This window comes from Roseateles sp. P1_C6 (assembly GCF_056406315.1).
On the sequence record NZ_JBFUAK010000009.1, the window covers coordinates 100,226 to 127,225 of the forward strand.

At 67.7% G+C, this 27,000-nt stretch carries 26 protein-coding genes; 5 read left to right on the forward strand and 21 right to left on the reverse strand.

Annotation, left to right across the window (positions count from 1 at the left end; translation table 11 throughout):
- Positions 1 to 7: 7 nt before the first annotated feature.
- The 6 genes from AC1D29_RS20120 to AC1D29_RS20145 form a co-directional block, all read right to left on the reverse strand.
- A complete protein-coding gene (locus AC1D29_RS20120; RefSeq protein ID WP_477900698.1) occupies positions 8 to 712 on the reverse strand; it encodes an SDR family NAD(P)-dependent oxidoreductase in 705 nt (234 codons plus the stop codon).
- Between the two features lie 32 nt (positions 713 to 744).
- Positions 745 to 1,389 (reverse strand): hypothetical protein, encoded by a 645-nt coding sequence (locus AC1D29_RS20125; protein WP_477900700.1) that lies wholly within the window; start codon positions 1,387 to 1,389, stop codon positions 745 to 747.
- A gap of 70 nt (positions 1,390 to 1,459) precedes the next feature.
- Positions 1,460 to 2,158 carry a hypothetical protein gene (locus AC1D29_RS20130; protein ID WP_477900702.1) on the reverse strand — a complete coding sequence of 233 codons (699 nt, stop codon included), beginning with the start codon at positions 2,156 to 2,158 and terminating at the stop codon, positions 1,460 to 1,462.
- 43 nt (positions 2,159 to 2,201) lie between these two features.
- Positions 2,202 to 3,788 (reverse strand): hypothetical protein, encoded by a 1,587-nt coding sequence (locus AC1D29_RS20135; RefSeq protein ID WP_477900704.1) that lies wholly within the window; start codon positions 3,786 to 3,788, stop codon positions 2,202 to 2,204.
- 147 nt (positions 3,789 to 3,935) lie between these two features.
- On the reverse strand, positions 3,936 to 4,526 hold the full coding sequence (locus tag AC1D29_RS20140; RefSeq protein ID WP_477900706.1) for an RluA family pseudouridine synthase: 591 nt from the start codon (positions 4,524 to 4,526) through the stop codon (positions 3,936 to 3,938).
- On the reverse strand, positions 4,526 to 5,428 hold the full coding sequence (locus tag AC1D29_RS20145; RefSeq protein WP_477900708.1) for a DMT family transporter: 903 nt from the start codon (positions 5,426 to 5,428) through the stop codon (positions 4,526 to 4,528). The genes AC1D29_RS20140 and AC1D29_RS20145 overlap by 1 nt, the downstream gene beginning before the upstream one ends.
- A 60-nt stretch (positions 5,429 to 5,488) precedes the next feature.
- On the opposite strand from AC1D29_RS20145, the gene AC1D29_RS20150 reads away from it, so the two are divergent.
- On the forward strand, positions 5,489 to 6,478 hold the full coding sequence (locus AC1D29_RS20150) for a quinone oxidoreductase family protein (protein ID WP_477900710.1): 990 nt from the start codon (positions 5,489 to 5,491) through the stop codon (positions 6,476 to 6,478).
- Between the two features lie 6 nt (positions 6,479 to 6,484).
- Here AC1D29_RS20150 and AC1D29_RS20155 read toward each other — a convergent pair whose 3' ends face one another.
- Both AC1D29_RS20155 and lspA read right to left on the reverse strand, forming a co-directional pair.
- Complete coding sequence (locus AC1D29_RS20155; RefSeq protein WP_477900712.1) at positions 6,485 to 7,978, reverse strand: sensor histidine kinase; 1,494 nt, start codon at positions 7,976 to 7,978, stop codon at positions 6,485 to 6,487.
- Between the two features lie 93 nt (positions 7,979 to 8,071).
- On the reverse strand, positions 8,072 to 8,563 hold the full coding sequence (lspA, locus tag AC1D29_RS20160; protein WP_477900714.1) for a signal peptidase II: 492 nt from the start codon (positions 8,561 to 8,563) through the stop codon (positions 8,072 to 8,074).
- A 118-nt stretch (positions 8,564 to 8,681) separates the two neighbouring features.
- Between lspA and AC1D29_RS20165 the strand changes: the two genes are divergently transcribed.
- On the forward strand, positions 8,682 to 9,188 hold the full coding sequence (locus AC1D29_RS20165; RefSeq protein ID WP_477900716.1) for a DUF1269 domain-containing protein: 507 nt from the start codon (positions 8,682 to 8,684) through the stop codon (positions 9,186 to 9,188).
- A 92-nt stretch (positions 9,189 to 9,280) separates the two neighbouring features.
- Here AC1D29_RS20165 and ileS read toward each other — a convergent pair whose 3' ends face one another.
- The 10 genes from ileS to AC1D29_RS20215 form a co-directional block, all read right to left on the reverse strand.
- A complete protein-coding gene (gene ileS / locus AC1D29_RS20170) occupies positions 9,281 to 12,103 on the reverse strand; it encodes an isoleucine--tRNA ligase (RefSeq protein ID WP_477900718.1) in 2,823 nt (940 codons plus the stop codon).
- A gap of 73 nt (positions 12,104 to 12,176) precedes the next feature.
- Positions 12,177 to 13,193, reverse strand: coding sequence for a bifunctional riboflavin kinase/FAD synthetase (locus tag AC1D29_RS20175; RefSeq protein WP_477900720.1), 1,017 nt, complete (start codon positions 13,191 to 13,193; stop codon positions 12,177 to 12,179).
- Positions 13,194 to 13,215: 22 nt separating this feature from the next.
- Positions 13,216 to 13,953 carry a pseudouridine synthase gene (locus AC1D29_RS20180; protein WP_477900722.1) on the reverse strand — a complete coding sequence of 246 codons (738 nt, stop codon included), beginning with the start codon at positions 13,951 to 13,953 and terminating at the stop codon, positions 13,216 to 13,218.
- Positions 13,950 to 14,504: a DUF3617 domain-containing protein gene (locus AC1D29_RS20185; protein WP_477900724.1), complete on the reverse strand. Its 555-nt coding sequence runs from the start codon at positions 14,502 to 14,504 to the stop codon at positions 13,950 to 13,952. The genes AC1D29_RS20180 and AC1D29_RS20185 overlap by 4 nt, the downstream gene beginning before the upstream one ends.
- A gap of 16 nt (positions 14,505 to 14,520) precedes the next feature.
- Positions 14,521 to 15,648, reverse strand: coding sequence for an acyl-CoA dehydrogenase family protein (locus tag AC1D29_RS20190; protein WP_477900726.1), 1,128 nt, complete (start codon positions 15,646 to 15,648; stop codon positions 14,521 to 14,523).
- Between the two features lie 17 nt (positions 15,649 to 15,665).
- Positions 15,666 to 16,865 (reverse strand): acyl-CoA dehydrogenase family protein, encoded by a 1,200-nt coding sequence (locus AC1D29_RS20195; protein ID WP_477900728.1) that lies wholly within the window; start codon positions 16,863 to 16,865, stop codon positions 15,666 to 15,668.
- Positions 16,866 to 17,014: 149 nt separating this feature from the next.
- The gene (xdp1, locus tag AC1D29_RS20200; RefSeq protein WP_477900730.1) at positions 17,015 to 17,899 is read right to left on the reverse strand and encodes an exosortase-dependent surface protein XDP1; all 885 of its coding nucleotides are present in this window, start codon (positions 17,897 to 17,899) and stop codon (positions 17,015 to 17,017) included.
- A 104-nt stretch (positions 17,900 to 18,003) separates the two neighbouring features.
- Positions 18,004 to 20,847, reverse strand: a complete 2,844-nt coding sequence (gene prsT / locus AC1D29_RS20205; protein ID WP_477900732.1) for an XrtA/PEP-CTERM system TPR-repeat protein PrsT — start codon at positions 20,845 to 20,847, stop codon at positions 18,004 to 18,006.
- 57 nt (positions 20,848 to 20,904) lie between these two features.
- Positions 20,905 to 21,567, reverse strand: a complete 663-nt coding sequence (locus tag AC1D29_RS20210; RefSeq protein WP_477900734.1) for a retropepsin-like aspartic protease family protein — start codon at positions 21,565 to 21,567, stop codon at positions 20,905 to 20,907.
- Between the two features lie 2 nt (positions 21,568 to 21,569).
- Complete coding sequence (locus AC1D29_RS20215; RefSeq protein ID WP_477900736.1) at positions 21,570 to 22,058, reverse strand: YajQ family cyclic di-GMP-binding protein; 489 nt, start codon at positions 22,056 to 22,058, stop codon at positions 21,570 to 21,572.
- Between the two features lie 37 nt (positions 22,059 to 22,095).
- On the opposite strand from AC1D29_RS20215, the gene murB reads away from it, so the two are divergent.
- The gene (gene murB / locus AC1D29_RS20220) at positions 22,096 to 23,175 is read left to right on the forward strand and encodes a UDP-N-acetylmuramate dehydrogenase (protein ID WP_477900738.1); all 1,080 of its coding nucleotides are present in this window, start codon (positions 22,096 to 22,098) and stop codon (positions 23,173 to 23,175) included.
- Between the two features lie 74 nt (positions 23,176 to 23,249).
- A complete protein-coding gene (locus tag AC1D29_RS20225; RefSeq protein WP_477900740.1) occupies positions 23,250 to 24,077 on the forward strand; it encodes a DNA ligase in 828 nt (275 codons plus the stop codon).
- Here the strand turns inward: AC1D29_RS20225 and argG are convergent.
- From argG to AC1D29_RS20240, 3 genes are read right to left on the reverse strand one after another with little or no spacing between them, the layout of a single operon-like run.
- Positions 24,074 to 25,393 (reverse strand): argininosuccinate synthase, encoded by a 1,320-nt coding sequence (gene argG, locus AC1D29_RS20230; protein WP_477900742.1) that lies wholly within the window; start codon positions 25,391 to 25,393, stop codon positions 24,074 to 24,076. The genes AC1D29_RS20225 and argG overlap by 4 nt on opposite strands.
- A gap of 16 nt (positions 25,394 to 25,409) precedes the next feature.
- Entirely contained in the window at positions 25,410 to 25,676 is a 267-nt protein-coding gene (locus AC1D29_RS20235) for a GNAT family N-acetyltransferase (protein ID WP_477900744.1), read from the reverse strand.
- On the reverse strand, positions 25,673 to 26,233 hold the full coding sequence (locus tag AC1D29_RS20240; protein ID WP_477900746.1) for a YaeQ family protein: 561 nt from the start codon (positions 26,231 to 26,233) through the stop codon (positions 25,673 to 25,675). Before AC1D29_RS20240 ends, AC1D29_RS20235 begins: the two co-directional genes overlap by 4 nt.
- A gap of 104 nt (positions 26,234 to 26,337) precedes the next feature.
- Here AC1D29_RS20240 and AC1D29_RS20245 point away from each other — a divergent pair, with 104 nt between their 5' ends.
- Entirely contained in the window at positions 26,338 to 27,000 is a 663-nt protein-coding gene (locus AC1D29_RS20245; protein WP_477900748.1) for a hypothetical protein, read from the forward strand.

Sequence of the window (27,000 nt, forward strand, 5' to 3'; positions counted from 1 at the left end):
TGCATTTTCAACCCTCGCGGATGTCCGCGACGACGGTTTTTCCGAAGTCTGGCCGCAGGAGAAACCGAACAATGGCCGCTGCCGTGGCCTCGGCCGTCTGCAACTGGCCGCCGTCCTGCAAGCCCTGGAAGCGCGCCTGCTCGGGGAAACGCTCAGGGTCGGCAGCGCGCAACTGCACCTGCATGTCGGTGTCGATGACGCCGGGCGCGAGCGACACGACGCCCACGTCCGGGGCTTCCAGCGCCAGCGCGCGGCTGAGGTGGTCCAGCCCCGCCTTGACGGCGCAATAGGCGGCGCTGCCGGCCATCGCGCGGCGGCCCAGGCCCGAGGAGATGTTCAGGAGGCGGCGCTGCGGCACGCCGGCCGTTTCGGCGAGGAAGACACGGCTCAGCAGCGTGGGCGCCTCCAGGCCGACGCGCAGCGCGGCGGACAGGCTGTGCAGGTCCGACGCCGCCAGCGGCCCCGGTTCGCTCAGCAGCGCGGCGTTGTTGACCAGCGTGGCGCTGGTCCAGCCGGTGTGGGCGCGCAGCCAGGCCTGCAGGCGCTCGGCGGCGGGCAGCGGGTCAGCCAGGTCCAGCGTCCATTGCTCGGCCTTCAGCGCCGGGTTGAGGCCGCGCGCCATGCCGATGACGGTGTGGCCGGGCTGGGTCAGTTGTTCGACGAGGGCGGCGCCCAGGCCGCGCGAGCTGCCGGTGACGATGTAGAGGTGCATGGGCCGACTCTAGCGGCCCGCCGCCGCAGGCGTCAGAAGCCGGTGGCGGTGCTGTCGTCGCAGCTCAGCTTCAGGAACTTCATCGCGTACTCGACGCGGTCGATGAGATCCGTCTCGCCGGTGAAGCCCAGGTTGACGCTGAGGTCCTTCTCCTTGAAGGACGCCGTCATCTGCGTGCCCTCCGGCGAGCGGGCCAGCGTGACGTTGCGCCAGTCGATCCAGTGCGGCGCCCGCAACTCGGGCGACGGCTCGTGGGTGCCGGTCAGCCGGTGTTCGTACAGCCTGTCTTTCAGAACGCCCGGTTTCGTGGTGCGCCAGGTCTGGGTTTCGACCACCTGCTCGTTCGCATTCACGGCCCAGTTGGCGAGCCGGGTCATGCAGGCGTCCGGCTTGCCTTTCGGCCCCAGCGTGTCGATCTCGCTGACCGTGAACGGCAACAGCTGTTTCTCGATCGGCTTCTGCCAATCCACAGGGTCGTCGAAGAACACGGCGGCGAATTCGACCGTGGTCACTTTCGCCATGGTCCGAACGTGGTTGCGCCGGTTCTGGGCATCCACAAACCACGCCGTGGCATTGCCCTTGGCGACCAGCGTCGCAAGAAACTTCTGCGCGCCGTCGGCGGTCTGTGCGGGTTGGGCCTGTGCCGTGAGCGCCGCCAGCGCCAGGCTTAGCGCCATCAAGGGCAAGCGGTGTGTGCCTGGTGTTCGTGGTGCGGAGGTCATCGCTGGCGCCCGAGGTTGGTGGGGATCAGAAGCCGGTCGCGGTCGTGTCGTCGCAGCTCAGCTTCAGGAACTTCATCGCGTACTCGACGCGGTCCACCAACTCCGCTTCACCGGCGAACGCCAGATGGACCCAGAAGGTCTTTTCCTTGAATGACGCGGTCATCTGCGCGCCGTTCGTGGAGCGGCTGAGCTTGACGTTGCGCCAGTCGATCCAATGCGGCGAGTTCAGCTCCGGTGCCGGCTCGTAGGTGCTGTTCTCGACATGCACGATGGGCATGTCGACCAGGATGCCTTCGTTGGTCGTGTTCCAGGTGCGGTTTTCGGTCAGCTGGGCGCCGAACTCCCATTTGCTGATGCGGGTCAGGCAGGCGTCCGTCTTGCCGCTGGTGGCCAGCGTGTCGATCTCCGTGACGGTGAAAGCCGGCAGCTGCTTCTCGACGACGCGCTCCGACTTCTCCTCGTCGTTGCTGATGAGGCCAATGTAAGTGGTGGTCTTGCTGGCCTTGCCGCGGACGTGGTTGGTGCGGCCTTGCGCATCGACGAACCACGTCGTGGCATTGCCCTTCTTGACAACGGCCGCCAGGAAGCGCTGCGCGCCTTCCGCGGTCTGGCCGGCCTGGGGCTTGGCTTGCGCAGGCTCGGTCTGCTGGGCCAGGGCCAGCGGGGACGACAGGGCCGAGGCGAGGGCGCTGAGGCCGACCATCCATTGCGTCTTGTTGGTCATTGAATTTCTCGTTGTCGTGATTGATGGACTGTCGAAGGCGGTGTCACTGAGCGGAGCCTTGTCCCGGGCCGCCGTAGCAAATGTCCCGCGTGGTGCCGCAGTCCACCACGGCGGTGCAGTCATAGGTCCGTGTGCCGAGGTCGTGCTGCTGGCCATGGCTGTCGATCGAGATGTCTTTGTAGGACGAGCACTGCATCGGGCCGAGCTGGCCCTTGCCCCCGCACTGCCGGGCCGCCATCGCCTGAACATCCGCGCGCGTCGACTCCTCGGTCTTGTTGCGGCCCACGGCCATGGTCGTGTTGCGTTCGACGCGGCAGGACGACTTCGACGCGTCGGGTCCACTATGCGTCGATGTCGGCGTGGCGGTCGGCAAGGCCTTGGACGCCGTGTTCGATGCGACGGTCGTCGTGTTCTGGGGCGGCTGATTCGCCTGCTGCTGGGACCGTTGGTAATCGGCGATCTGCTGGCGTCGCAGGCGGTCTGCCGCGGCGTTCTCGCGCAACTCCTTCTCGGGGTCGTAGGCCTTGCTCGCCGGGGCCGGCTGCGTCGGCGTCGTGCGGTTCGTCGTGTTGCCTGCCGTGCTGTTGCCGGCAACGGTCAACTGGCGCGGCTGCTGTGCCAGCGCGGCCGGCTGCTGCGGGGTTGCCGCCGCCGCAGCAGCAGCAGCTCGCTGGCGGGCCGCCAGTTGCTCCTGCGCCGCCACCTGCCGCTGGCGCTCCTGCTCGCGCTGGCGCGCATCGTTGGCCTGCTGCTGGCGCTGCAGGTTGGCGACGAAGGCCGCCTGCTGCGCTTGCTGCGCCTGGTTCTTGGCCATCTCGTTCTTGAAGGTGTTCAGGCCGCCCATCAGCGCGCTCGCAAACGCGTTGTCGGATTCGCGCTCCTCGGCGCGCGCCTGGCGTTCTGCCTCGGCGCGCTGCGCCGCCATCTGGGCTTCGAACTCGGCCTGCTGGCGCCGGGCGATTTCCTGCTGGCGCGCTTCCTCGGCCTGGCGCTTGAGCGTCTCGGCGCGCAGCTGCTTGTCGCGCACCATGCTGGCCTGCAGCTTGGCGAGGTCGGCTGCTGACAGCGCGCGCGGCCCCGCCCTTTCTTCGGCGGGCTGGGCATCCGCCACGGCCAGCGCAGACGATGCCGCTGCCTCGGGCGCCGATGCAGCCGCGACCACGGGCATCGGGGCGGGCAGGCTGCCGACCCAGCGCTGCCAGACCGAGCTGCTGGTGACCCGCCCGTTCTCCAGGGTCACGCCCTCTTGCACGAGCATCGAATCGCCCTGCAGACGAACCCGGAACGGGCCGCCGCCGCGGCCTGTGAAAAAACCACCCTCCGGCTTCCAGATGACCGAGCCGTCGGGCTGGATGCTGCCGGTCCAGAGCAGCTCATCCTTGACGTAACGGGCCAGCCTTCCGCCGCCGAGCGACTTGATCTCGCCGGTGTCCAGGTTGCTCTGGCCTTGGTCTTCGACGATGGCCGTCTTTGCGCCATTCCAATACCAGGTGTAAGTCAGCGCCGCGGTCTTCTCCCACGCCATCTTGGCCCCCAGCAGGCGGGCATAGACGCCCCAGACCGCCGGGTCGGCCTCCTGCGCGCGGGCAACTGGCGGCAATACGATGGCCATGCACAGCACGATCCGCATCCACCTCACGGAATTCTTCATACGTCGCCTTGTTCTTCAGACTTGCCTCCAAGCCCGTGCACCGTGCGAGCAGGCTTGTGGCGTTGCAGCGCGGCGCGCGGCAACAAGCAGTCGAAAATGTTAGGGACGTGTCCGCGCGGGCTCGCGCTAGAACTCCGCCGGGCAAGTGAAGTATTTGCCGCTTACGCGCAGTTCGTGGGCATGCAGCAGCAGCCGCGGGCTGGCCGCGGCGATGTCGGGCGCCGCGTACAGCGTGTCGCCCAGGATGGCGTGGCCCAGCGCGGCCAGGTGCACGCGCAGCTGGTGGGTGCGGCCGGTCAGCGGGTCCAGCGCGACGCGGGTGTGGGGCCCTTCATGCGCCAGCACTCGCCAGCGCGTCTGCGACGGCTTGCCATGCGCGTGGTCGACCTGCTGGCGCGGGCGGTTGGGCCAGTCGGCGCCTATCGGCAGGTCGATGAGGCCTTCACCGTCGAGACGGCCGGCGACGATGGCGACATAGCCCTTCCCGACGCGGCGTTCGGCGAACTCGGCGCTCAGCTCGCGCTGCGCCTCGACGCCACGCGCGAACAGCAACAGGCCGGATGTGGCCTGGTCCAGCCGGTGCACGATGAGCGCGTCCGGGTAGAGCGCCTGCACGCGCGCACTGGCGCAGTCGGACTCCGTGCGGCCGGGCACGCTGAGCATGCCGGCGGGCTTGTGGATGACGACCAGGCGGTTGTCGGCGTGCAGCACCTGCATCAGCGTGACGACACGACGATGCCCGCCACGATCAGCGCGAAGGCCACGCCGTGGTACCAGGCCGGCGCGATGCCCAGCAGCGCGGCCGAGATGATGGCGGCGAACACCGGCGTCAGGTTGACGAAGAAGGCCGCCAGCGCTGGCCCCGCTTCGGCCACGCCCACGCCCCAGCAGCGGTAGGCAATCAGCGATGGGCCGACGGCCACGTAGACGAGCGCCGCCGCCAGCATCGGGCTCCAGTGGATGGCGGCCGGTGCGACGACCTGCTCCACGCCTGCGGCCGCGCCGGCAAACACCGCGCCGAACATCAGCTGCGACATCAGCGACTCGGCCCAGTTCCAGTCTGGCTTTTCGCCGGGCCGCAGGCCCTTCATGGGTCGCGACAACATCCACGAGTAGACGGCCCAGGTGAAGATGGCCAGCAGCATCAACAGGTCGCCCGGTACGAAGTGCACGGCCAGAAGCGCCGCCGGGTCGCCACGCGCAATGACCAGCGCGACGCCCAGCAGCGACAACCCGGCGCCCGCGAGCTGGCGGCGCGTCGGCTTCACGCCGTAGAACACGGCGCCCACGCCCAGCATCCACACCGGCATGCTGGCGGTGATCAGCGTCACGTTCAGCGGCGACGACGTGTGCAGCGCCAGGTATTGCAGCGCGTTGTAGCAACCCATGCCCAGGAAGCCCAGCCAGGCCAGGCCGCGCCAGCGCTTCAGCGCTTCGCGTGGGTCGGCCAGCAGCCGCCAGGCCAGCGGCGCCAGCAGCAGCAGCGCCAGCGCCCAGCGCAGCGCGTTCAGCGTCATCGGCGGAATGTCGTTGCGCACCAGCCGGCCGACCACGGCGTTGCCGGCCCACAGCAGGGGTGGCACGGTCAGCAGCAGGGCAAGGCGTGGGGTCAGCTTCATTCGTGGCGGCGCGCTGGGCAAAGGGCTGGCACGATACCGCCTCTGAACAGGAGACGCCGCATGAATGACAAAGCCGTGGTCATCGAAGCCCCAGGCGGGGCCGAACAGCTGAAGCTGGTGGACGTGGAGGTCGGCGCGCCCGGGCCGGGAGAGATCCGCATCCGCCACGAGGCCTGCGGGCTGAACTACATCGACGTCTACCACCGCAACGGCACCTACCCGCTGCCGCTGCCGGCGCGCCTGGGCATGGAAGGCGCGGGCGTCGTCGAGGCGGTGGGCGAGAGCGTCACGCACCTGAAGGTGGGTGACCGCGCGGCGTATGCCAGCCAGCCGCCCGGCGCCTACGCCACGGCGCGCGTGATGCCGGCCAAGTGTGTGCTGAAGCTGCCCGACGCGATCTCCTTCGAGACCGGCGCGGCCATGATGCTCAAGGGCTTGACGGTGCAATACCTGCTGCGCAAGACGCTGCCGCAGGGCGGGCTGCAGGCCGGGGACTTCGTGCTCTTTCATGCCGCGGCGGGCGGCGTGGGCCTGATTGCCTGCCAATGGGCCAAAGCGCTTGGCCTGCAACTGATAGGCACGGCGGGCAGCGACGAGAAATGCCAACTGGCGCTGGACAACGGCGCGGCGCACGCGATCAATTACCGCACCGACGCCGACTTCGCGGCCAAGGTGCGCGAGATCACAGGCGGCCGCGGCGTGAAGGTCGTCTACGATTCGGTGGGTGCCGACACCTGGGAGGGCTCGTTGAACAGCCTGGCGCCGTTCGGCCTGCTGGCCAGCTTCGGCGCGGCCTCGGGCGCGGTGCCGCCGCTCAGCATCGGCACGCTGGCGGCCAAGGGCTCGGTGTATGTCACGCGGCCGACGCTGTTCACGCACATCGCCAGTCGCGAGGCCACGCAGGCCATGGGCGACGACCTGTTCCACATGGTGGCCAGCGGCCAGGTCAAGATCCGCATCGACAAGCGCTATGCGCTGGGCGACGTGGCCGAGTCGCACCGCGACCTGGAGGCGCGCCGGCTCGTCGGCAGCGCCGTGCTGCTGCCCTGAGCGGCCTCAGGCGCTGCGGCGTTCGTCGATCTGCTGGGCCTCGTAGCCCAGCGCGATCTCGAAGCTGAAGCTGGAGCCGACGCCGGGCTCGCTTTCCACGCGCACCTCGCCGCCCATCAGGCCGACGAGGCGCTGCACGATGGTCAGGCCCAGGCCCGTGCCGCCGTAGCGGCGCGTGATGCTGCCGTCGGCCTGCGTGAAGGGGTCGAAGATCTGGCCGATCTGGTCGCGCGTCATGCCGATGCCGGTGTCGGTCACGGCGATGCGCAGGCGCAGCCTGTCGGCGGCATCGTCCGCCAGCGCATCGGCCAGCGCGATCTCGATGCGCACCTCGCCGTGCTCCGTGAATTTGAGCGCGTTGCCGATCAGGTTGATCAGCACCTGGCGCAGCCGCACGGCGTCGCCGACGAACTGCTGCGGCACGCTGGGCTGCACGCGCGCATTCAGCTGTATGCCCTTGGCATGTGCCTGCAGCAGCAGCGGCTGCAGCGACTCGGTCAGGCAGTCGTGCAGGCAGAAGGGCTGCTCGTCGATGACGATGCGGCCGGCCTCGATCTTGGCCACGTCCAGCAGGTCGTTGATGATGGTCATCAAGCCCTTGGCCGAGTCGTGGGCCATGCTGATGAAGCGGCGTTGGCGCTCGTCCATGTCGGTCTGCAGCACCAGCTCGGTCAGGCCCAGCACGCCGTTCATGGGCGTGCGGATCTCGTGGCTCATGTTGGCCAGGAAGCTGCTCTTGGCCTGGCTGGCGGCCTCGGCGGCCTCGCGTGCGGCGACCAGGGCGGCCTGGCTGGCCTTCAGGTCGGCGATGTCGCGGGCGTTGAAAAGCATGACCGTGTCGCCGGTGACCGGGTCGCGCATGGGCCGCGCGTCCAGCGCATGCCAGCGCGGGCCGGCCAGCGTCTGCAGTTCGACGTCCTGGCGGCAGGTCTCGCCACGCTGCACGCGGCCCAGGGTGCCGTCTGCGTCATGCGCGTGGGCGAACAGGCGGCTGAACTCGCTGCCGCCGGCGGCCGGCGGCGTGTCGCCGAAGGTGACGGCTGCAGCGGGGTTGCGCATCAGCAGCTCGCCGCGCTCCAGGCTGAAGACGGCAATGCGCACGGAGGTGTGCTGCAGGGCCTCCACGCCGCGCAGCATGGCCAGGTCGGCGCCGCCGCCCAGCGAGTCGGCCGCGAACAGCATGACCTGGCGGCGCTCCGGCGTGCGCATGCCGCGCGACACCAGCATCACCGTGGTGGGCTCGCCCTTGGGGTACAGCGTCCATTGCTCGCGGACGATCTTGCCCTGGGCATGGTCGGCCGCCGTGACCGCCAGGCGCTCGCGTACGGCGTCGCCATGCTCGGAAAAATCGCGCGACAGGAACTCCTCGGCGCTGTCGGCATGCCAAAAGCGCAGGGCTGCCGCATTGGCCCAGAGGTTGCGCTGTTGGTCGGGGTCAAAGACCCACAGAGGGACGTCGAGCCAGTCGTAGTGGCTCAGGCTGGCAAAGTCGAGAAGCATGGGGGTCGGCGAGAGGCGCGCGATTGTCACCTCTTGTCACAAGCCCGATGCGTGAACTAATGCGCCGACGACGGCGGGCAAACCCCAGGGCGGTCAGCCGCGCCGCACGCGGCGCAACTCGTCCAGCACCAGCAGCACAGCGCCGATGGTGATGGCGCTGTCGGCGATGTTGAAGGCCGGGAAGAACCAGCCGCCGGCGTGGACCTGGATGAAGTCGACCACATAGCCATGGATGGCGCGATCGATGACGTTGCCTAACGCGCCGCCGAGGATCAGCGTCAGCGCCCAGGCGAACAGCCGCTGATGGCCGTGGCGGCGCAGCATCCAGATGATGAAGCCTGCGGCCACCAGGCCCAGGCCCAGGAAGAACCAGCGCTGCCAGCCCGACGCGCCATGCAGGAAGCTGAAGGCAGCGCCGTAGTTGTGGGCGCGCACCAGGTTGAAGAAGCCAGTGACGGGGCGGACATCACCCAGCTGGAAGCTGCCGATGACGAGGATCTTGGTGAACTGGTCGGCCAGGATGATGAGGCCGGCAATGAGCAGCCACTGGGTGAGGCCGGGCGCGGCGGAGGAGCGGGAGGGCATGGTCTAGAGCCGAAAGCTTGGGTCGGGCAGGGGCGCCAATGTACCCGGGCCGGGGCTTGTGGCCTGTAGGAAAGGGGCGTAGAAGAAGAACTCTCCCTTCCCGTTGGAGGATGACGCCATGCGCAAACGCATCTATTGGCTGCTGCCCGACCTGGGCAGCGCGCGGCGCACGATGGACGAGTTGCTGCTCGCCCGCATCACCGAGCCCCACATCCATTTCGTCGCGACCGAGGGGGCGTCCATGGACGGCCTACACGCGGCCAACGTGCTGCAGACCTCGGACCTTGTCGAGGCGGCGCAGTCCGGCGCGCTGATCGGCTCGGGCCTGGGCGCGGCGGGCGGCGTGGCGGCGGCGTTTGCGATCAGCGCGGCCTCGCCCGCGGCCGTCGTCATCGGCCTGGCGGCCGTGGGCGCGATGCTGGGCACCTGGTCGTCCAGCATGATCGGCAGCTCCACGCCCAGCCGGCGCTTGAAACGTTTCGAACAAGCGCTCGCCGAGGGCCAATACCTGCTCATCGTCGACGTGCCGCGTTCGCGCATCACCGAGATCGAGGAGCTGCTGGCGCGCACCCACCCCGAAGCGCACTTCGAGGGCGTGGAGCCGAACGTGCCGGCGTTTCCTTGAGCCCCTCGCCCGGTCTTGCGGTGTTGAGCCGCAAGCTCATCGCCTGCGGGCCTGCTTGGGGCGGCCCGGTGCCGGTCCGCATCTGACGAAATTCAGGCCACGGTGCGGGTCTCGCCGGCACCGTGCAGGTTGCTGTCGCAACGCCCGCACAGCGTCGGGTGGGCAGCGATGCTGCCCACGTCCGCGCGGTAGTGCCAGCAGCGCTCGCACTTGGCGTGGCTGCTGGGCGTGACCGTGACGCCGAACTGCGCTGCCGACATCAGCTTGACCGCCGACGTGATGAAGACGAAGCGCAGGTCGTCGCCCAGGCTGGCGAGCAGGGCCTGATCCTGCTCGTCGACCTTCAGCACCAGCTCGGCCTGCAGCGACGCGCCGACGGCGCCGGTCGTGCGCACGGCTTCGATGGCCTTGTTGACCTCGTCGCGGATCTCGTGGATGCGGTTCCACTTGGCGAGCAGGCCGGCGTCGGTGGTGCCGAAGTCCCAGTACGTCTCGGTGAAGATGCTCTCGCCCTGGCCGAAGATGGCCCAGGCCTCTTCGGCCGTGAAGCTGAGGAAGGGCGCCATCCAGCGCAGCATGGCCTGGGTGATCTGCCACAGCGCCGTCTGCGCCGAGCGGCGCGCCAGGCTCTTGGGCGCCGTCGTGTAGAGGCGGTCTTTCAGCACGTCCAGGTAGAACGCGCCGAGGTCCTCGGAGCAGTAGACCTGCAGCTTCGAGACCACCGGGTGGAACTCGTAACGCTCGAAGTGGGCCAGGATGTCGGCCTGCAGCTCGGTGGCGCGGGCCAGCGCGTAGCGGTCGACTTCCAGCAGGTCTGCAGCCGCGACGGCATCCGTTGCCGGATCGAAGTCGCTGACGTTGGCCAGCAGGAAGCGCAGCGTGTTGCGCACGCGGCGGTAGCTGTCCACCACGCGGGCCAGGATCTTGTCGTCCAGGCCGAGGTCGCCTGAGTAGTCGGTCGCCGCCGTCCACAGGCGCAGGATCTCGGCGCCGTATTTGTCCGACACGGCCTGCGGCGCGACCACGTTGCCCATGGACTTGCTCATCTTGCGGCCCTGGCCGTCAACGACGAAGCCGTGGGTCAGCAGGCCCCGGTAGGGCGCGCGGCCGTACAGCGCGCAGGCGATCAGCAGGGACGAGTGGAACCAGCCGCGGTGCTGGTCGTGGCCTTCCAAGTAGAGGTCGGCCTCGGGGCCGGTGTCGTGCGCGGCGCCCTTGTGGCTGCCCTTGAGCACATGCTCGAACGTGGAGCCCGAGTCAAACCAGACATCCAGGATGTCCTGGCCCTTGGTGTACTGGGCCGCTTCGTCGCCCAGCCATTCGGCGGCGTCCAGCTTGGACCAGGCCCCGATGCCGTTGTGCTCCACCAGCTGCGCGGCGCGCTCGATGAACTCGAGCGTGTTGGGGTGCGCCTCGCCCGTGTCCTTGTGCAGGAAGATGGGCAGCGGGACGCCCCAGCTGCGCTGGCGCGAGATGCACCAGTCGGGCCGGCCAGCGATCATGTCGTGCAAGCGGGCGCGGCCGTTCTCGGGGTAGAAACTGGTGGCTTCGATGGCGGCCAGCGCGGTCTCGCGCAGGCTTTGCGGCGCCTTGTTGGTCGTGAACAGGCCGTCGCCTTCGTCCATGCGCACGAACCACTGGGCGGCGGCGCGGTAGATGACAGGCGACTTGTGGCGCCAGCAGTGCGGGTAGCTGTGGGTGATCTTGCTTTGCGCCATCAGCCGGCCGGCATCCAGCAACGCCTGCGCGATGACGGGGTTGGCCTTCCAGATGTGCTGGCCGCCGAACAGCGGCAGGTCCGCTGCGTAGGCACCGTTGCCTTGCACGGGGTTCAGGATGTCGTCGAAAGCCAGGCCATGGGCGACGCAGGACTGGAAGTCGTCCAGGCCGTAGGCGGGCGCGGAGTGGACAACGCCGGTGCCGTCCTCGGCTGTCGCGTAGTCCGCCAGGTAAACGGGGCTTTCGCGGTCATAGCCGGGGTCCACGTGGGCCAGCGGATGTTTGAACTTCAGCAGCTCCAGCGAACGGCCCGGCGTGGTGGCGACGACACTGCCTTCCAGTTGCCAGCGAGCCAGGCATTTCTCCACCAGCGCCTCGGCGACGACGAAGTAGCCCCTGGGCGTATCGACCAGTGCGTAGGGCAGCTCGGGGTTCAGGTTCAGCGCCTGGTTGGCCGGGATGGTCCAGGGCGTCGTGGTCCAGATGACGGTGAACGCTTCCTTGGTCAGCACAGGCACGCCGAATGCGGCAGCGAGCTTTTCGGGCTCGGCCGACAGGAAGGCCACGTCAACGGCAGGCGACTGCTTGTCAGCGTATTCGATCTCGAACTCGGCCAGCGATGAGCCGCAGTCGAAACACCAGTTGACCGGCTTCAGGCCACGGTAGACAAAGCCGCGCTCGAACATGCGCTTCAGCACGCGGATCTCGCCGGCCTCGTTGGCGAAGTTCATCGTCTTGTACGGGTTGTCCCACTCGCCCAGCACGCCCAGGCGCTTGAAGTCCGTGCGCTGGCCGTCGATCTGCTCGGTCGCGTAGGCCCGGCTCTTGGCCTGCACCTCGTCGCGCGGCAGGCCGCGGCCGAAGGTCTTCTCGATCTGGTTCTCGATCGGCAGGCCGTGGCAGTCCCAGCCGGGGATGTAGGCCGCGTCGAAGCCGGCCAGCTGGCGCGCCTTGACGATCATGTCCTTCAGGATCTTGTTGGCCGCGTGGCCGATGTGGATCTGGCCATTGGCATAGGGCGGGCCGTCGTGCAGCACGAACTTCGGGCGACCGCAGCTGGCGTCGCGCAGGCGCTTGTACAGGCCTTGCTCGTCCCAGGCCTTGACCCAGCCCGGCTCGCGCTTGGGCAGATCGCCGCGCATCGGGAAGGGCGTGTCGGGCAGGTTGAGCGTGGAACGGTAGTCCGGGGTGGTCATGGCGTGCGGCCAGGCGGCGGGCCTGGCGGTCAGAAAGGCGGGGAGGGCGGAACGACAGCGGCGGGGAGCCGCTTCAAATTCGGTCGCGCGTGGTCTGGCGGCGCTGAGAGGCGTGGGTGGCCAGGAAGGCGCGAGCTGCCTCGGTGTCGGCGGCAATCGCGGCCGTCAGCGCGTCAAGCCCGTCGTACTTGGCTTCGTCGCGAAGTTTGTGCAGCAGTTCCACGCGGGCAAGTTTACCGTAGCCCCCCTCAAGGCCGAGGGGCCAGCGCAGGCAATGGACTTCCAGCAGCACGCGGCCGGCGTCCTCCACCGTGGGCCGGCGGCCCAGGCTGGCGACGCCGGGCAGCGGCTCGGGCGCGAGGCCGTGCACCAGCACCGCAAAGATGCCGCTCGCTGCGGGCTTGTCGTGGCCGAAGCCCAGGTTCAGCGTTCGAAAGCCGTCCGCGGCGCCGGGCTGGCTCTCGCCGAGCTGGCGCCCCAGCTTGCGGCCGTGCGTGACATGGCCGGAGATCGCATAAGGCCGGCCCAGCAGCGCCGCGGCGCCCGCCATGTCGCCGGCGGCCAGCGCCTCGCGCACGGCCGAACTGCTGACGCGCAGGCCGTGCACCTCGTAGCTCATCATGCGGGCGACGTCGAAGCCGCGCGCCTGGCCGGCGGCGTCCAGCGTGGCGTAGTCGCCCTGGCGCTTGGCGCCGAAGCGGAAGTCGTCGCCGACCAGCACGTAGCGCGCGCCCAGGCCTTCGCCCAGCACCTGGCGAATGAAATCCTGCGCCGGCAGCGAGGCCAGCGCCTCGTCGAAGCGCAGGATGACGACCTGGTCTACGCCGCAGCGCTCCAGCTCGCCCAGCTTGTCGCGCAGCGTCGCGATGCGGGCGGGCGCCAGTTCCGGCTTGCCGGCCTTGGCCGCGAAGAAGTCGCGCGGGTGGGGCTCGAAGGTCAGCACGCAGCTCGGCAGGCCGCGGTGCCTGGCCTCGGACTGCAGCAGTGCCAGCATGGCCTGGTGGCCGCGGTGCACGCCATCGAAGTTGCCGATGGTCAGCGCGCAGGCGGGCGCGATGCCGCGGTGGTGAAAGCCTCTGAAAACTCGCATCGGGCTCATTGTCCCTGCTGCGTCATGGGCCCCAGACCTCCGCCGGGCTCGCGATCCAACGCCAGTCGCCGGGCTTGAGGTCGGCCGACAGCGTCAGCGCGCCGAACTGCGGCCGGTGCAACGCCTCGACGCGGTTGCCCACGGCGGCGACCATGCGCTTGACCTGGTGGTACTTGCCTTCGATCAACGTCAGACGCAGCAGCGTGTCGTCGACGATCTCGGCGCCTTCGGCCTTGCTGATCTCGGGCGGACGCTGGAACTTGCCGGGCACCTTGCTTTCGGGCTCCTTCAGCTCGACGCCAGCGAGCAGCTGCTCGACCATCGCGGGCGTCAGCGGGTGCTTGCAGCGCGCCTCGTAGACCTTGGGCACGTGGTGCTTGGGCGAGGTGAGCTTGTGGATCAGCGAGCCGTCGTCGGTCAGCAGTAAGAGGCCGGTCGTGTCCTCGTCCAACCGGCCGATGGGCTGCACGCCGCGCTCGCGCAGCGGCGCCGGCAGCAGGCTCAACACGCTGGGGTGGTGCTTGGGCTTTTGCGAGCACTCAAAGCCCGCGGGCTTGTTCAGCAGGATCAGCGCCTTGTCGAAGCAGGGCCATTCCTGTCCATTGACCGTGAAGCGCAAGCCCTCGGTCTCGAACTCGGTGTCCGGCTCTTCCACCACTTCGCCGTTGACCATGACCTCACCGTGCCACACCAGGCCCGCGCACAGGCGGCGCGTTCCGAAACCCTGGCTGAACAGGATCTGCGATAGCTTCTGCTTCAAGGCTTGGCCTGGGACTTCATCGGCTGCACGTCGCCACAGTCGGCGCCAAGCCAGCGGCCTTCGCCATTGACCTTGGTGGTCTCTGTCCTGCCCTGGCGCTGGTGGCGGATCGTGACGTCGTTCGTGAAGCCGTCGTTGCCGCGCAGCGTGACGGTCGCATCGCCCTCGGACGCCGGATCGGTGCAGACGAAGTGCGTCTGGATGACGTTGCCGCTGCGCTTGACGTCCTGGGTGCAGTTGCCGTGCTGGTTGACGGGCGCCATGTTGCGCTCGGCCTGCTCCTTGGTGATGCAGGCCTTCACAGTGATGACGCCGCCGGCCATGCTCACGTTGACGCCCTTCTGGGCCATCATCTGCTCGATCATCTTGCGCTGATCGGCCGGCATGCTTTCCATCGCCTTTTGTGCCTGGGCCATCTGGGCCTGGCGCGCCGCGTCGAGCTGGGGCGTCTGCTTGAACTCCCACAGCCCAGGCTTCATCGTCTGGGCGTGGGCCTTGAGGGGAATGACGGCGGCCAGGCCGGCCGCCAGCAGCAGGGCAGGGAACTTCATCGGGTGACCTCCACGGTCAGGCAAACACCCCCGCAGTGTCCTGCATTCGCGCGCTGACTTCACCCAGGTGATGAAGCGTATCGCCCCACTGCATCTCCATGACCGTCAGGCGCTTGAAGTAGTGGCTGCCGGCGTACTCGTCCGTCACGCCGATGCCGCCATGCAGCTGTGTGCACTGCTGGCCGACGAAGCGCATCGCGTTGCCAAGCTGTACCTTGGCCTGCGACAGCGCGCGGCGGCGCACGGCCGGCACGTCGCCCAGGCGCAGCGTGGCGTAGTAGCTCATGGAGCGGGCCAGCTCAAGCTGCATCTTCACGTCGGCGATGCGGTGCTTGAGCACCTGGAAGCTGGAGATGGCCACGCCGAACTGCTTGCGCGTGTTCATGTACTCGACCGTCAGCGCCAGGTATTTCTCCATGACGCCCACGGCCTCGGCGGCCTGCGCCGCGATGCCGACGTCGGCCGCCAGTTCCAGCAGCATCAGGCCTTGGTCGGGGCCGGTGATGAGCTGGGCTGGCGTGTTGTCGAAGTGCACCTCGGCAGCGCGCGAGCCGTCGTACAGGGCGTAGGAGCGCGTCTGCACGCCGGCGGCCGAGCGTTCGACCAGATAGAGCGCCACGCCATGCGGCGCATCGTCGGTGCCGGCCACGCGGGCCGGCACGATGAAGGCGTCGGCCACGTCACCGGCTGGCACCAGGCTCTTCACGCCCGTCAGCTTGCCGTCGACGGCGCGCGTGGCGACCTGGTTCAGGCGATAGCGCGACTTGGCTTCCTGATGGGCCAGCACGACGAGGGCTTCGCCGCCGGCAATGCGCGGCAGCCAGTTGGCCTGCAGTTCATCCGGCGCGTGGCGCAGCAGGGCAGGGGCGATCAGCGCGCCCTGCGCCAGCGGCTCCATGACGAGGCCGCGGCCGAGCTCTTCCATGGCCACCATGGCGTCGACGGCGCCAAAGCCAAGGCCGCCGTGAGCCTCGGGCACGGCGAGAGCAGTGAGGCCCAGTCCCGCGAGCCCGTCCCAGACGGCGCGGTCGAAGCCACCGGCGCGTTCGATCTGCGTGCGGCGCTCGAAGCTGTAGTCCTTGTCGACAAAGCGGCGCACGGCGTCGCGCAGGGCTTCCTGGTCTTCAGAGAAATCGAAATCCATTTTTGTTGTCTCCCCAATCAGCCGAGCACGGTCTGCGCAACGATGTTGCGCTGGACTTCGTTGGAACCGCCGTAGATCGTCGTCTTGCGGACGTTCAGGTAGTTGCCGGTCAGCGGGATCGCATGCGACGCACCGCCGATCCAGGCGCCGCCCAGCCATTGGTCGCCCTGCCAGCCGGCTTCCATCGCCTCGTGGATATAGGGCAGGGCCAGCGGGCCGCCGGCCAGCATCATCAGCTCGGTGTAGCGCTGCTGCAGCTCGCTGCCGCGGATCTTCAGCAGGCCGGCCACGTCCAGTGGCTGCTTGCCGGTGCGCTCGCCGGACAGCACGCGCAGCACCATCATCTCCAGTGCCACGACGTCGACCTCGCACAGCGCGATCTGGTCGCGGAAGCGGGCATCGTCCATCAGGCCCTCGGCCTTGGCGATGCGCTTGAGCCGCTCCAGCTCACGCTTGGCGCGGTTCACATCGGCGATGTTGGTGCGCTCGTGGGAGAGCAGGTGCTTGGCATAGGTCCAGCCCTTGTTCTCCTCGCCGATCAGGTTCTCGGCCGGTACCTTGACGTTGTCGAACCAGACCTCGTTCACCTCGTGCTCACCGTCGAGCATGATGATGGGCTTGACGCTGACGCCGGGCGTCTTCATGTCGATGAGCAGGAAGCTGATGCCGGTCTGCGGCTTGCCTTCGGTGGACGTGCGCACCAGGCAGAAGATCCAGTCGCCGTACTGGCCCAGCGTCGTCCAGGTCTTCTGGCCGTTGACGATGTATTTGTCGCCCTGGCGTTCGGCGCGGCACTTCAGCGAGGCCAGGTCCGAGCCCGAGCCGGGTTCGCTGTAGCCCTGGCTCCACCAGACCTCGCCGCTCATGATGCCTGGCAGGAAGCGCTGCTGCTGCTCCGGCGTGCCGAAGGCCATGATGACCGGCGCCACCATCACCGGGCCGAAGGGCACGATGCGCGGCGCGCAGGCGAGGGCGCATTCCTCCTCGAACAGGTGGCGTTGCACGGCGTTCCAGCCGGGGCCGCCGAACTGCTTGGGCCAGGCCCAGCCATGCCAGCCCTTGGCGCCGAGGATCTTGGCCCAGCGCTGCAGGTCGTCCTTGTTCAGGCGCAACGATTGGCGCACCTTGTGGGCGATGTCGGCCGGCAGATTGGCGCGCACCCATTCGCGCACCTCGGTGCGGAAGGCCAGCTCCGCATCGGTGAAATTGAGGTCCATGTCTCGCTGCGTTGTCGTGATGGGAATGCCGAGCTTTTAGCACGGTCGTTCGCATCCTGGCTGTCCGGCCAGGGACAGAGCGGCGAGTTGGGGCCAAAAAGCAAAAAGGCACTCCGAAGAGTGCCTTTGCAGGGTGGCCTGAAGCTAGATCAAGCCGACTTCTTTGCGCGACGACGCGATCCAGCAACGCCTGCGAGAGCCAAGCCGGCAAGAGCCAAACTGGTCGGCTCCGGCAGCTTGCCCACGTCCTTGCTGGCAACCGTCATCAGCTTCACGTAGTCCGTCAGCGTGTCAAGGTTGCCGCCGCCGAAGCCCGAGTTGTAGGCGCTGATCAACCACCAGCTGGACGTCACGTTGGAGCCGTTGACGTAAACGATATCGGTACCGCTGCCGGCGTAGCCGGTCGCATTGGCAGCGTCGGCATCGCCGTAGTTGCTGATCATGGCCCAACCAGCACCGGCCGTCAGGTTGGCTGCAGTCTTGCCCGTGATGGGCGGCGTAGCACCCGTATAAGCCATCACCGTGATGTCGGCGTCGCTTTGCGACCAACCGAGGGTGATGGCGCCGAGTGCCACGGCGGTATCAAACTTCAGCAGGATCAGGTCGGGCACGCCGTTGGACGGGTTGTTGTCCATCGAGTGGTCCGGAGCCGAGACGTTGATGCCTTCGTCCTTGCTGGCCACGCCGAAGCCGGAGCCGGAGCCGTTCTGCTTGAGATAAGCCGCGTCGTAGACCGTCGTCGTCGTCGTGCCCACCGTGGTCGACTTGGCGCCGTAAGCGCTGACGGTCACCTTGTTCGTGCCGGCTGCTGCTGAGCATTGATAGCTGTTGCCGAAAGTGCCGGTGTTGGCGGCGAGCTGGTTGGTACAGCCATCCAGCGCCCAGCTGGTCGCGGCCATGCTCGGCGCAGCGGCCACACCCATCACGGCGGCCAACAAGGTCTGCGCGGCAAGTTCGCGGGTGTTGCAGATTTTCATTTGGGCTGTCTTCGTGTGAGTTATTCGATAAACCTGTATCAGCAGGTTCTGTGCCACTGCTATGAAAGTCCTTCTGAATCAATCACTTGGAATGAAGAAGGGCCTCGAGCTGAAACGCAGTGTAAGAGAAGCCGACAGGAATTAGGGGGTGACAGATCCCCTCACTTAAGTGTGTCCAGCAGGGCTTTTGCCGCACTTTGGCTTTCGAAATTCGGGCTGTCCCTCAAAGCAGAGGTGAGCTCATCGCGGGCTTCGGCCCGTTTTCCGGCTTTTGCGAGCGCAGCCGCCAAGTGGTAGCGAACTTCCGGGTTGCCGGGCGCGCGCAACCGGGCGTCACGCAGTTTGATCAAGGCGGCATCGTTCTGGCCGTCCTGGAACAGAGCCCAGCCCAGCGTGTCGATGATCAGGGGGTTGTTGGTGCTCTTCGCCAACGCCTGCTCGGCGGCGGTGATGGCCGCCTTGTGCTCCTTGAGACGGAGCAGCACGTTGGCCAGGTTGTTCAGCACTTCTGGCTCGCCCGGTACGAGCTTGATGGCGGCCTCATATTCGACACGGGCTCGCGCGAAATCTCCGTTGCGCGCCAGGTGGTCGCCCAAGGCCTTGCGGACGGCCAGGTCACCCGGATTGGCCTTGAGCCATTGATCGGCGGTGTTGCGGGCCTCGACAACCTCGCCTTGGGCGCTGAGCATGCGTACCAAGGGCAGTACGGTGGCCGAGCTGGGTTGGGCCTTGAAGGCCTGCCGGTAGGCGTCGACCGCCGCGCGGGGTTGCCCGCGCGCGCCGGCGATATCGCCCAGCAGCTGGTAGCCCACCGGCAGCTTGGGCTGCAACTGGATGATTCGGCGCGCGCGCGCCTCGGCCTTCGGCAGTTCGTTGCGCCGCAGCTCCAGGCCGGCAAGCAGCACGTTGGCCGGGATGAAATCGGGGCTGGTGGAAAGTGCCTTGTCGAGGCCGTATGCCGCGGCGGCATCGTCGCCAGCCGCGATCTGTAAGGCAGCCACTTCGGCCTGCTGCGCGGCGTTGAATCCCGCACGCCGCGATGCGTTGACCAGCGTCTGGCGGGCGCCGGCGTTGTCACCATTGGCGAGTTGGACCCGCGCGTAGGTGTGCAAGGTACGGACATCGTCGGGCAGCTTGGACAGCAGCGCCTTGGCAACCTCCAGCGCCACGCTTGGGCGGTTCTGCCGCAGGTGCAGCTCGATCAGCGCGAAATCCGGGCGCGGGTCGCTCTTGCTGGCGAGTTCAGCGGCCCGTTCCAGCGTCCGCTGCGCTTCGTCAAGCTTGCCCATGCGCTGCAACAGCACGGCCATGTCATAGGTGGCTTCCATGTTGCGATCGTCGGCCTTCAGGATGGCCTTGAGGCGACGCATGGCGCTGTCATAGGCGCTGGTGGCAATGTCCAGCCGGGCCAGACCGAGCTGCGGTGCCACCTGCTTGCTGTCTATCGCATAGGCGGATTCGAAATTGCGCCTTGCGCCACCAAAGTCGCCGGCCTGGGCCTTGGCGATGCCGGCCAGGTTCAACACTGCCGCGTTGCCGGGTTGCTGCTTGAGCAGTTGGTCGGCCACCTGAACCGCCTTGGCCGGCTGGTTTTCGCGCAGGAACAGCGGGATCAGGGCCATGCCGGCCTGGATCTGGCGGGGGTCTTTCTTGAAAGCCGCCTCCAGCTGCGCCTGGGCGCCGCTGTCGTCGCCGCCCTGCGTCAGCGCAATGCCCAGCGCCGTGTGGTACTCCGGTGCGTCACGGGTCTTGAGCGCATCCTGCATCAGCTGCGTGGCCTTGGCGGGGCGGCCCTTGGCGAGGTAGGCCGAAGACAGCTGGGTCAGCGCCTGGCCGTCGTTCGGGAAGCCGCGCAGATAGGTTTCAAGGACGTCGATCGTGCGGTCGACGTTTTTCTCCTGCAGGTAGATCCGCGCCAGTACCTTGCTGGCCGGTGTTGCCGGCTGTGCGCGATAGAACAGCTCAAGGAAGGGCTTGGACTTGCCGGGCTCGTCCAGTGCGAAGTGCGCCAGACCCGCCAGCAGCAGCATCTGCGGCCGATAACGGATGAACTCGATGGGCACGGGGTCGAGCAGGCCGACCACGTCGCCCAGCGCCGACTTGGCAGCGACCCGGTCCCCGGCGCGCTCAAGCAGCACGGCCTTCATGTAGGCCGCGCGCGGTTCCCTCGGCGAGCGCTTGCGGGCCTCATCGATATCGGCGAGCGCCTCGGCGTCACGGCGCATGTCGATGTACAGGCCGGCGCGGGTGATGCGCGCCTCCGTGTGATTGGGGTCCAGGCTGAGCGCTTTGCTGTAGTTGTCGATGGCGACTGTGACGTCCGAGCGCAGATGTGCAATGGTGCCGCGCTGGTAGTAAGCCTCGGCCGACTCGGGCGCGAGCTTGATGCCCATGTCGGCCGCGGCTGTTGCTTCCTTGAACTGGCGGGTGCGCAGGCGCAGAGGCACTTCCGCGAGCCAGGTTTCAGCCGCATTGCGGTCGATGCTGCGCGCCTCCTCGATAGCCTTGAGCGCATTGGCTTCCTCGCCGAGGTCCGTAAAGGCACTGGCGCGCAGCAGCAGCACCTTGAGGCGCACGCTGTTGGGCAGGCCGGCGGGCGCCAAGCGAGCCTGCTCCAGCAGCTGTTGATGCTTGCCCTGGGCCAGCAGCGACTGGCCCAGCGTGACGGCGACTTCCGCGCGGTCCACACCCAGGCGCAGCGCCTCCGTGATGGCCACCTCGGCAGCCACCGCCTGGCCATCCATCATCAGTGCGCGGCCGAGCAGCAGTTGCACCGGCAGCAGGGACTTGTCGGCCTGCAACGCATTCTTCAGCTGGATGATGGCGCCGGGCGCGTCCTTCCGATCAAAGCGGCTCTGGGCGTCCTCGTAGTAGCGCGCTGCCTTCTCCTTGGCGGTCTCGGCCAAAGCCGGCGGCATGACCCCGGCGACCACCAGGGCGCAGAGCAGGCGGGTCAGCCGATGCGAGAAGCGGGAGCGTTCGGTGAGGCCGGAGATATGGGTCATGACGCTGGGATCGGGCGCTGGGTGGGGCCGGATGATAGGTGCGGCCCGTCGCCAAAATCAGTAGCGCAGCTCCAGCGTCATGACATCGTTCTCGCGCCGCATCTGAAAGCGGTTCAGGAAGCTGTTGCCCAGCAGCACGTGGCTCATCTGGCCGGGGATGACGATGGCGCTGACGTCGCGCACTTCGACCTCGCCAATGCGTACGCTGGCCAGTTCGATCACATAGGCCGGCACGACGCCGTTGGCGGTCTGCGTGACGACGCGCTTGCCGTACAGGTAGCGCAGGCCCAGCTTCTCGGCTTCGATCTGGCTGATGGAGATGCTGGTCGCGCCGGTGTCAACCAGGAAGCTGGTGACATGGCCGTTGATCAAGCCGATGGTCGTGTAGTGGCCGCCCTGGCCCATGGGCAGCACGATCTGGCGCGGTGGCACGGGGCCGGTCGCCACGACACGCGCGGGCGCCGCGCCCAGCACCAGCGTCTGGCGGCGCCCGCCGATGTCGACGACGGCGCGGCCATCTTCCAGCGACAGGAGCTTGACGCCCTTGACGCTGGTGCCGACCTCGAGCGTGCGTGCCTCACCGTCGATCATCAACATGGCCCAGCGGGCGCCCAGCATGCCGTTGAGCTGCACCTGCGCGGGCGGCTGGGGTTGGGCTGCCACCGACCCGGCCAGCAGGGCCAGGCCGAGCAGGGCCGGCGGGAACCAGGGAAGAGACACGGTCAGTCGCGGAAGTTGTTGTAGGTCAGCGGCGTGTCACTGAAATTCTTCTTCAGGTGCGCGATGGCGGTCTGCAGGTCGTCGCGGTTCTTGCCCGTCACGCGCACCGCATCGCCCTGGATGCTGGCCTGGACCTTGAGCTTGCTGTCTTTCAGCGACGTGACGATCTTCTTGGCGAGGGCGGCTTCGATGCCTTCCTTGATCTTGTAGACCTGGCGCACCTTGTCCCCGCCCAGCTTCTCGATCTTCTCGGCCTTGTCGAGGAAGCTGATGACGACGTCCTGCTTGGTCAGCTTGCCGTAGAGGACCGCCTCGATCTGCTCCAGCTGGAATTCGCTGTCGCCGGTGGTCTGGATTTCCTTGTCCTTGAGCTCGACCTTGGCACCGGTCCCCTTGAAGTCGAAACGGGTGCCGATTTCCTTGATGCTGTTGTCCACGCCGTTGCGGATCTTGACGTGGTCGGGCTCGAGAACGGTGTCGAAGCTGGGCATTTGCAGGGCCGGTAGATGAATCGGCGAAAATTTTCCCATGCCCGCCACCCCCACCAGCGCCTTGCCCCCCTCGAATGAAGCCCCCGGTCTTCGGGTCGAGACCGACGTCAACCTCAAGCCTTACAACACTTTTGCGCTGCCGGCCGTGGCCCGGCGGTTGGTGCGCATCCGCGAGGCGGCCGACGTGCGCCGGGTCGTTGACCACCCGGAACTGGGCCGCGCGGCCAAGTTCGTGCTGGGCGGCGGCAGCAACCTGGTGTTGACCAAGGACGTGGAAGCGGTGGTGCTGAAGGTGGAAATTCCCGGCATCCGGCTGTTGGAGGAACGCGACGACGCCTGGATCGTCGAGGCCGGTGCCGGCGTCGTGTGGCACGACCTCGTCAGCTGGACGCTGGACCACGGCTACCCGGGCCTGGAGAACATGGCGCTGATCCCCGGCACCTGTGGCGCAGCCCCGGTGCAGAACATCGGCGCCTACGGCATCGAGCTGAAGGACCGGCTGGAGGCCGTGGAGGTCATGGACCTGGTCACCGGCAGGCCGGCGCTGCTGCCGGCCGAGGTCTGCCGCTTTGGCTACCGCGACAGCGTCTTCAAGCACAGCGACTTTGGCGGCCTGGCCGGCAAGAGCGTCATCACGCGCGTGCGGTTCCGCTTGCCCAAACCCTGGCAACCGGTGCTGGGCTATCTGGAGCTGGAGCGCAAGATGGCCGAGACGGGCATCACGGCGCCCAGCGCGCGGCAGATCTTCGACTGGGTGGTGGCCGTGCGCCGCGCCAAGCTGCCGGACCCTGCCGTCATCGGCAATGCCGGCAGCTTCTTCAAGAACCCGGTGGTCACGGCCGAGCAGTGCAAGGACATCATCGGCCGCGACCCCGGCATCGTTCATTACCCCATGCCCGACGGCAGCGTGAAGCTGGCCGCCGGGTGGATGATCGACGCCTGCGGCTGGAAGGGGAAGACGGTGGGCGGAGCGGCGGTCTACGAGAAGCAGGCGCTGGTGCTGGTGAACAAGGCGGACGCGCGTGGCGCGGAGGTCGTGACGCTGGCGCGGGCCATCCAGGAGAGCGTCTACGGGCGCTTCGGCATCCGCCTGGAGCCGGAGCCGGTCGTCGTCTGAGAGGTGAATCCTGCCTTCCGTCAGCGGCAGGCCGGATCGATCATGCAGCCTCCGGTCCAGGCGGGAGGATGGTGATGAGCGGACAGACACTGAGCCGGCGCGTGCTGCTGGCATGGCTTGGCAGCCTGGGCGCACCCGCGCTGGCGCTGGAGCCGTTGCTGGCGAAGAACGCGCCGCCCGGCATCGACCCGAAGGCGTATCTCGTCAGCGAAAAGCTCGACGGCGTGCGGGCGATTTGGGATGGCACGACGCTGCGGTTTCGCAGTGGCCGCAGCGTGGCGGCGCCAGCGTGGTTTCTGGCCGGGCTGCCCAAGACGCCGCTGGATGGCGAGCTGTGGATCGGTCGGCGACGCTTCGATGAGCTATCCGGCGCGGTGAGACGGGCGGAGCCCTTGGATGCGGATTGGCGCAGCCTCACATACCGCGTCTTCGAGCTCCCGGCGGGCGAGGGCACGTTCGAACAGCGTGCGGACCAGCTGAAGGCGCTGGCGAGTGGTGTCGTCGTGCCGGTCGAGCAGCAGCGCTTCAAGTCGAACGCCGAATTGCGGGCAAAGCTGAAGCAGGTCGTCGACGCCGGCGGCGAAGGCCTGATGCTGCATCGCGCCGACGCCCCGCTGGCCTCGGGTCGCAGTGACCTGCTGCTCAAGCTCAAGCCGCTGGCGGATGCGGAGGCCGTCGTCGTGCGACACGAGCCCGGCAAGGGCCGCCTGGCCGGACAGCTGGGCGCGCTGGAACTGCAGACACCGGACGGCCTGCACTTCAAGCTGGGCACCGGCTTCACCGACGCCCAGCGTCGTGACCCGCCGCCCATAGGCGCGACGATCACCTACCGCTATCGCGACCTGACGCCCTCGGGCAAGCCGCGGTTCGCGAGCTTCCTGCGCGTGGCGGAGGCCTTTTAGCCTTCCAGCTTGGGCAGCCCGCCACCCGCCAGCAGCCCTGCACCGGTGTAGATGCCCAGCTTGGCGCGCGTGTCGGTGATGTCGAGGTTGCGCATGGTCAACTGGCCGATGCGGTCGGCAGGGCTGAAGGGCGCGTCTTCCACCTTTTCCATCGACAGGCGCTCGGGCGCGTAGGTCAGGTTGGGGCTCTTGGTGTCCAGCAGCGAGTAGTCGTTGCCGCGGCGCAGTTCGAGGGCGACTTCGCCGGTGACGGCGCGGGCGATCCAGCGCTGGGCGGCTTCGCGCAGCATGATGGCCTGCGGGTCGAACCAGCGGCCCTGGTAGAGCAGGCGGCCGAGCTTGCGGCCGTTGTCGCGGTACTGCTCGATGGTGTCTTCGTTGTGGATGCCGGTGACCAGGCGCTCGTAGGCGATGTGCAGCAGCGCCAGGCCCGGGGCCTCGTAGATGCCGCGGCTCTTGGCTTCGATGATGCGGTTCTCGATCTGGTCGCTCATGCCCAGGCCGTGGCGGCCGCCGATGACGTTGGCCTCGGCCAGCAGCGCCACCGGGTCGCGGTACTCGACGCCGTTCAGCGCGACGGGCACGCCTTCCTCGAAGCGCACCGACACCTGTTCAGCCTTGACGACCACGTCGTCACGCCAGAACGCCACGCCCATGATGGGGTTGACGATCTTGATGCCGGTGTTCAGGTGCTCCAGGTCCTTGGCCTCGTGCGTGGCGCCCAGCATGTTGGAGTCGGTCGAGTACGCCTTCTCGGCGCTCATCTTGTAGGCGAAGCCCTTCTCCGTCATGAAGGCGGACATCTCGGCGCGGCCGCCCAGCTCGTCGATGAAGGTCTGGTCCAGCCAGGGCTTGTAGATCTTCAGCGCCGGGTTGGTCAGCAAGCCGTAGCGGTAGAAGCGCTCGATGTCGTTGCCCTTGAAGGTGCTGCCGTCGCCCCAGATGTTGACGCCGTCCGCCTTCATCGCGGCCACCAGCATCGTGCCCGTCACGGCGCGGCCGATGGGCGTGGTGTTGAAGTAGGTGACGCCGGCCGTGCTGATGTGGAAGGCGCCGGCCTGCAGCGCGGCAATGCCTTCGGCGACCAGCTGCGCGCGGCAGTCCACCAGCACGGCCTTCTCGGCGCCGTACAGCATGGCCTTGCGCGGGATCTCGTCGTAGTCCGGCTCGTCGGGCTGGCCCAGGTTGGCCGTGTAGGCGTAGGGCAGGGCGCCCTTGAGCTTCATCCAGTGCAGCGCGGCCGAGGTGTCAAGGCCGCCGGAGAAGGCGATGCCGACCTTCTGGCCGACGGGAACGGATTGCAGGATCGTGGACATGGTGAAGGTCTCTTCTTCAGGCGACGAGGTTCTGCCACTCGGGGTGGCGCTGGATGTAGGCGTTGACGTAGCTGCAGGCCGGCTGGACCTTGAGGCCTTGCTCGCGGGCCCATTGCAGGCCGGTCTCGACGAGCTGGGCCGCCAGGCCCTGACCGCGGTAGGCCGGCGGCACACCGGTGTGGGTGAAGACGACGCGGCCGGCGCCCAGCTCGTAGTCGAGCACGCTGATGGGCGTGGTGGGCAGCGTGAAGCGCTGGGCCTGGGGCTCGTGTTGGGACGTCATTCGCTGGGGGTCTTCAGGGCGACGGGGTGGATCTCGACCGACGCGTTCGCGGTCGACACGTAGATGCTGCCGTCCTGGATGCTGATCTGCAGCTGCATGCTGCGCTCGGCCAGCGCGATCAGGGCCTGGGATTGATCGGCGGGGATCTGCCACACGGCCAGGCGCGGCGCGCGCGTCAGCTTGTTCTCGATGCCGCTCCACCACACCGGCGTGCTGGACGCGAAGCTGTACACGCTGACACGGCGGGCGCGGCCGTGGGCCTTCATCAGGCGGCGCTCGTCGGGCTGGCCGAGGTCGATCCAGTGCTGCACCTCGCCGGTCAGGTCGAGTTGCCACAGGTCGGGTTCGTCCACGTCGGACAGGCCCTTGGTGAACTCCAGCCGGCCGTTGAGGTCGTCGGCGGGCACGTTCAGCGCGTAGGCCAGCACGCGGATCATCATGCGTTCGTCGGTCTCGCTCGGGTGACGGGCGATGGTGAGGGCATGGTCGCCGTAGACATGGCGGTCCATGTCGGCGATCTGCAGCTGGGCTTTGTGGATGGTGGCTTTGAGCGCCATGCGGAGGTGGTAACGAAGAGCAGCCGGGCATTATCGGGGCGAAGCCTCGTGGCATCATTCCGGCTCCCGTTCTGAACCTTCGCAACCCGAGTTGCGCCCTCGACATGAAACGCATCCTTCTTCCGCTGGCTCTGGTCTTCGCTGTCTCCGCGCAGGCGCAGATCACCAACAACACCAAGGCCAAGGTCGACCCGAAGAACAACAAGGTCGCCAACCCGGTCGTGGAAAAGCCCAAGGCCAAGCTGATGTCGCGCGACGAGTTGCGCGCCTGCATCGACCAGCAGGACGCCAACAGCAAGGAAGCCGAGGCCATCAAGGCGGAGCAGACCTCCTACAAGGCCAATGCCGAGAAGCTCAAGGCCGAGAAGGCTGCCATCGAGGCCGGCGAGGCCGCGCTGGCCAAGCAGGTCTCCGAAGTGAAGGCCGAGAAGGAAGCCATCCTGAAGGCCCACGAAACGCTGACCGCCGAAGCTCCCAAGCTCGAGAAGGCTGACCTGAAGGCCCGCAACGAGGCCTACCAGGCGCGCACGACTGCCTTCGGCACGCTGGTGGAAGGCGTCAAGGCCGCCGACGCCGAGCAAGGTGTCAAGCGCAAGGCCTTCTCCGAGAAGGTCGATGCACTGGACGCGCAGTTCAAGGGCATCGAGGAGCGCACCGAGAAGCACTTCGACGCCAACGACAAGTGGAAGTCCGAGTGCCAAAACAAGGCCTACGACGAGAACGACGAAAAGGCCATCCGCAAGGAAAAGGCTGCCGCGGCCAAGTGA

Coding starts and splice junctions, on each gene's coding strand:
- ileS (WP_477900718.1), bottom strand. CDS start 12,103: ATGACCACCCCGGACTACCGTTCCACGCTCAACCTGCCCGACACGCCC.
- AC1D29_RS20190 (WP_477900726.1), bottom strand. CDS start 15,648: ATGGATTTCGATTTCTCTGAAGACCAGGAAGCCCTGCGCGACGCCGTG.
- AC1D29_RS20245 (WP_477900748.1), top strand. CDS start 26,338: ATGAAACGCATCCTTCTTCCGCTGGCTCTGGTCTTCGCTGTCTCCGCG.
- AC1D29_RS20215 (WP_477900736.1), bottom strand. CDS start 22,058: ATGCCCAGCTTCGACACCGTTCTCGAGCCCGACCACGTCAAGATCCGC.
- argG (WP_477900742.1), bottom strand. CDS start 25,393: ATGTCCACGATCCTGCAATCCGTTCCCGTCGGCCAGAAGGTCGGCATC.
- AC1D29_RS20175 (WP_477900720.1), bottom strand. CDS start 13,193: ATGCGAGTTTTCAGAGGCTTTCACCACCGCGGCATCGCGCCCGCCTGC.
- AC1D29_RS20155 (WP_477900712.1), bottom strand. CDS start 7,978: ATGCTTCTCGACTTTGCCAGCCTGAGCCACTACGACTGGCTCGACGTC.
- AC1D29_RS20125 (WP_477900700.1), bottom strand. CDS start 1,389: ATGGCGCTAAGCCTGGCGCTGGCGGCGCTCACGGCACAGGCCCAACCC.
- AC1D29_RS20240 (WP_477900746.1), bottom strand. CDS start 26,233: ATGGCGCTCAAAGCCACCATCCACAAAGCCCAGCTGCAGATCGCCGAC.
- prsT (WP_477900732.1), bottom strand. CDS start 20,847: ATGACCCATATCTCCGGCCTCACCGAACGCTCCCGCTTCTCGCATCGG.
- AC1D29_RS20135 (WP_477900704.1), bottom strand. CDS start 3,788: ATGCGGATCGTGCTGTGCATGGCCATCGTATTGCCGCCAGTTGCCCGC.
- AC1D29_RS20195 (WP_477900728.1), bottom strand. CDS start 16,865: ATGGACCTCAATTTCACCGATGCGGAGCTGGCCTTCCGCACCGAGGTG.
- AC1D29_RS20130 (WP_477900702.1), bottom strand. CDS start 2,158: ATGACCAACAAGACGCAATGGATGGTCGGCCTCAGCGCCCTCGCCTCG.
- AC1D29_RS20150 (WP_477900710.1), top strand. CDS start 5,489: ATGAATGACAAAGCCGTGGTCATCGAAGCCCCAGGCGGGGCCGAACAG.
- lspA (WP_477900714.1), bottom strand. CDS start 8,563: ATGCCCTCCCGCTCCTCCGCCGCGCCCGGCCTCACCCAGTGGCTGCTC.
- murB (WP_477900738.1), top strand. CDS start 22,096: ATGCCCGCCACCCCCACCAGCGCCTTGCCCCCCTCGAATGAAGCCCCC.
- AC1D29_RS20185 (WP_477900724.1), bottom strand. CDS start 14,504: ATGAAGTTCCCTGCCCTGCTGCTGGCGGCCGGCCTGGCCGCCGTCATT.
- AC1D29_RS20165 (WP_477900716.1), top strand. CDS start 8,682: ATGCGCAAACGCATCTATTGGCTGCTGCCCGACCTGGGCAGCGCGCGG.
- AC1D29_RS20225 (WP_477900740.1), top strand. CDS start 23,250: ATGAGCGGACAGACACTGAGCCGGCGCGTGCTGCTGGCATGGCTTGGC.
- AC1D29_RS20235 (WP_477900744.1), bottom strand. CDS start 25,676: ATGACGTCCCAACACGAGCCCCAGGCCCAGCGCTTCACGCTGCCCACC.
- AC1D29_RS20120 (WP_477900698.1), bottom strand. CDS start 712: ATGCACCTCTACATCGTCACCGGCAGCTCGCGCGGCCTGGGCGCCGCC.
- AC1D29_RS20145 (WP_477900708.1), bottom strand. CDS start 5,428: ATGAAGCTGACCCCACGCCTTGCCCTGCTGCTGACCGTGCCACCCCTG.
- AC1D29_RS20140 (WP_477900706.1), bottom strand. CDS start 4,526: ATGCAGGTGCTGCACGCCGACAACCGCCTGGTCGTCATCCACAAGCCC.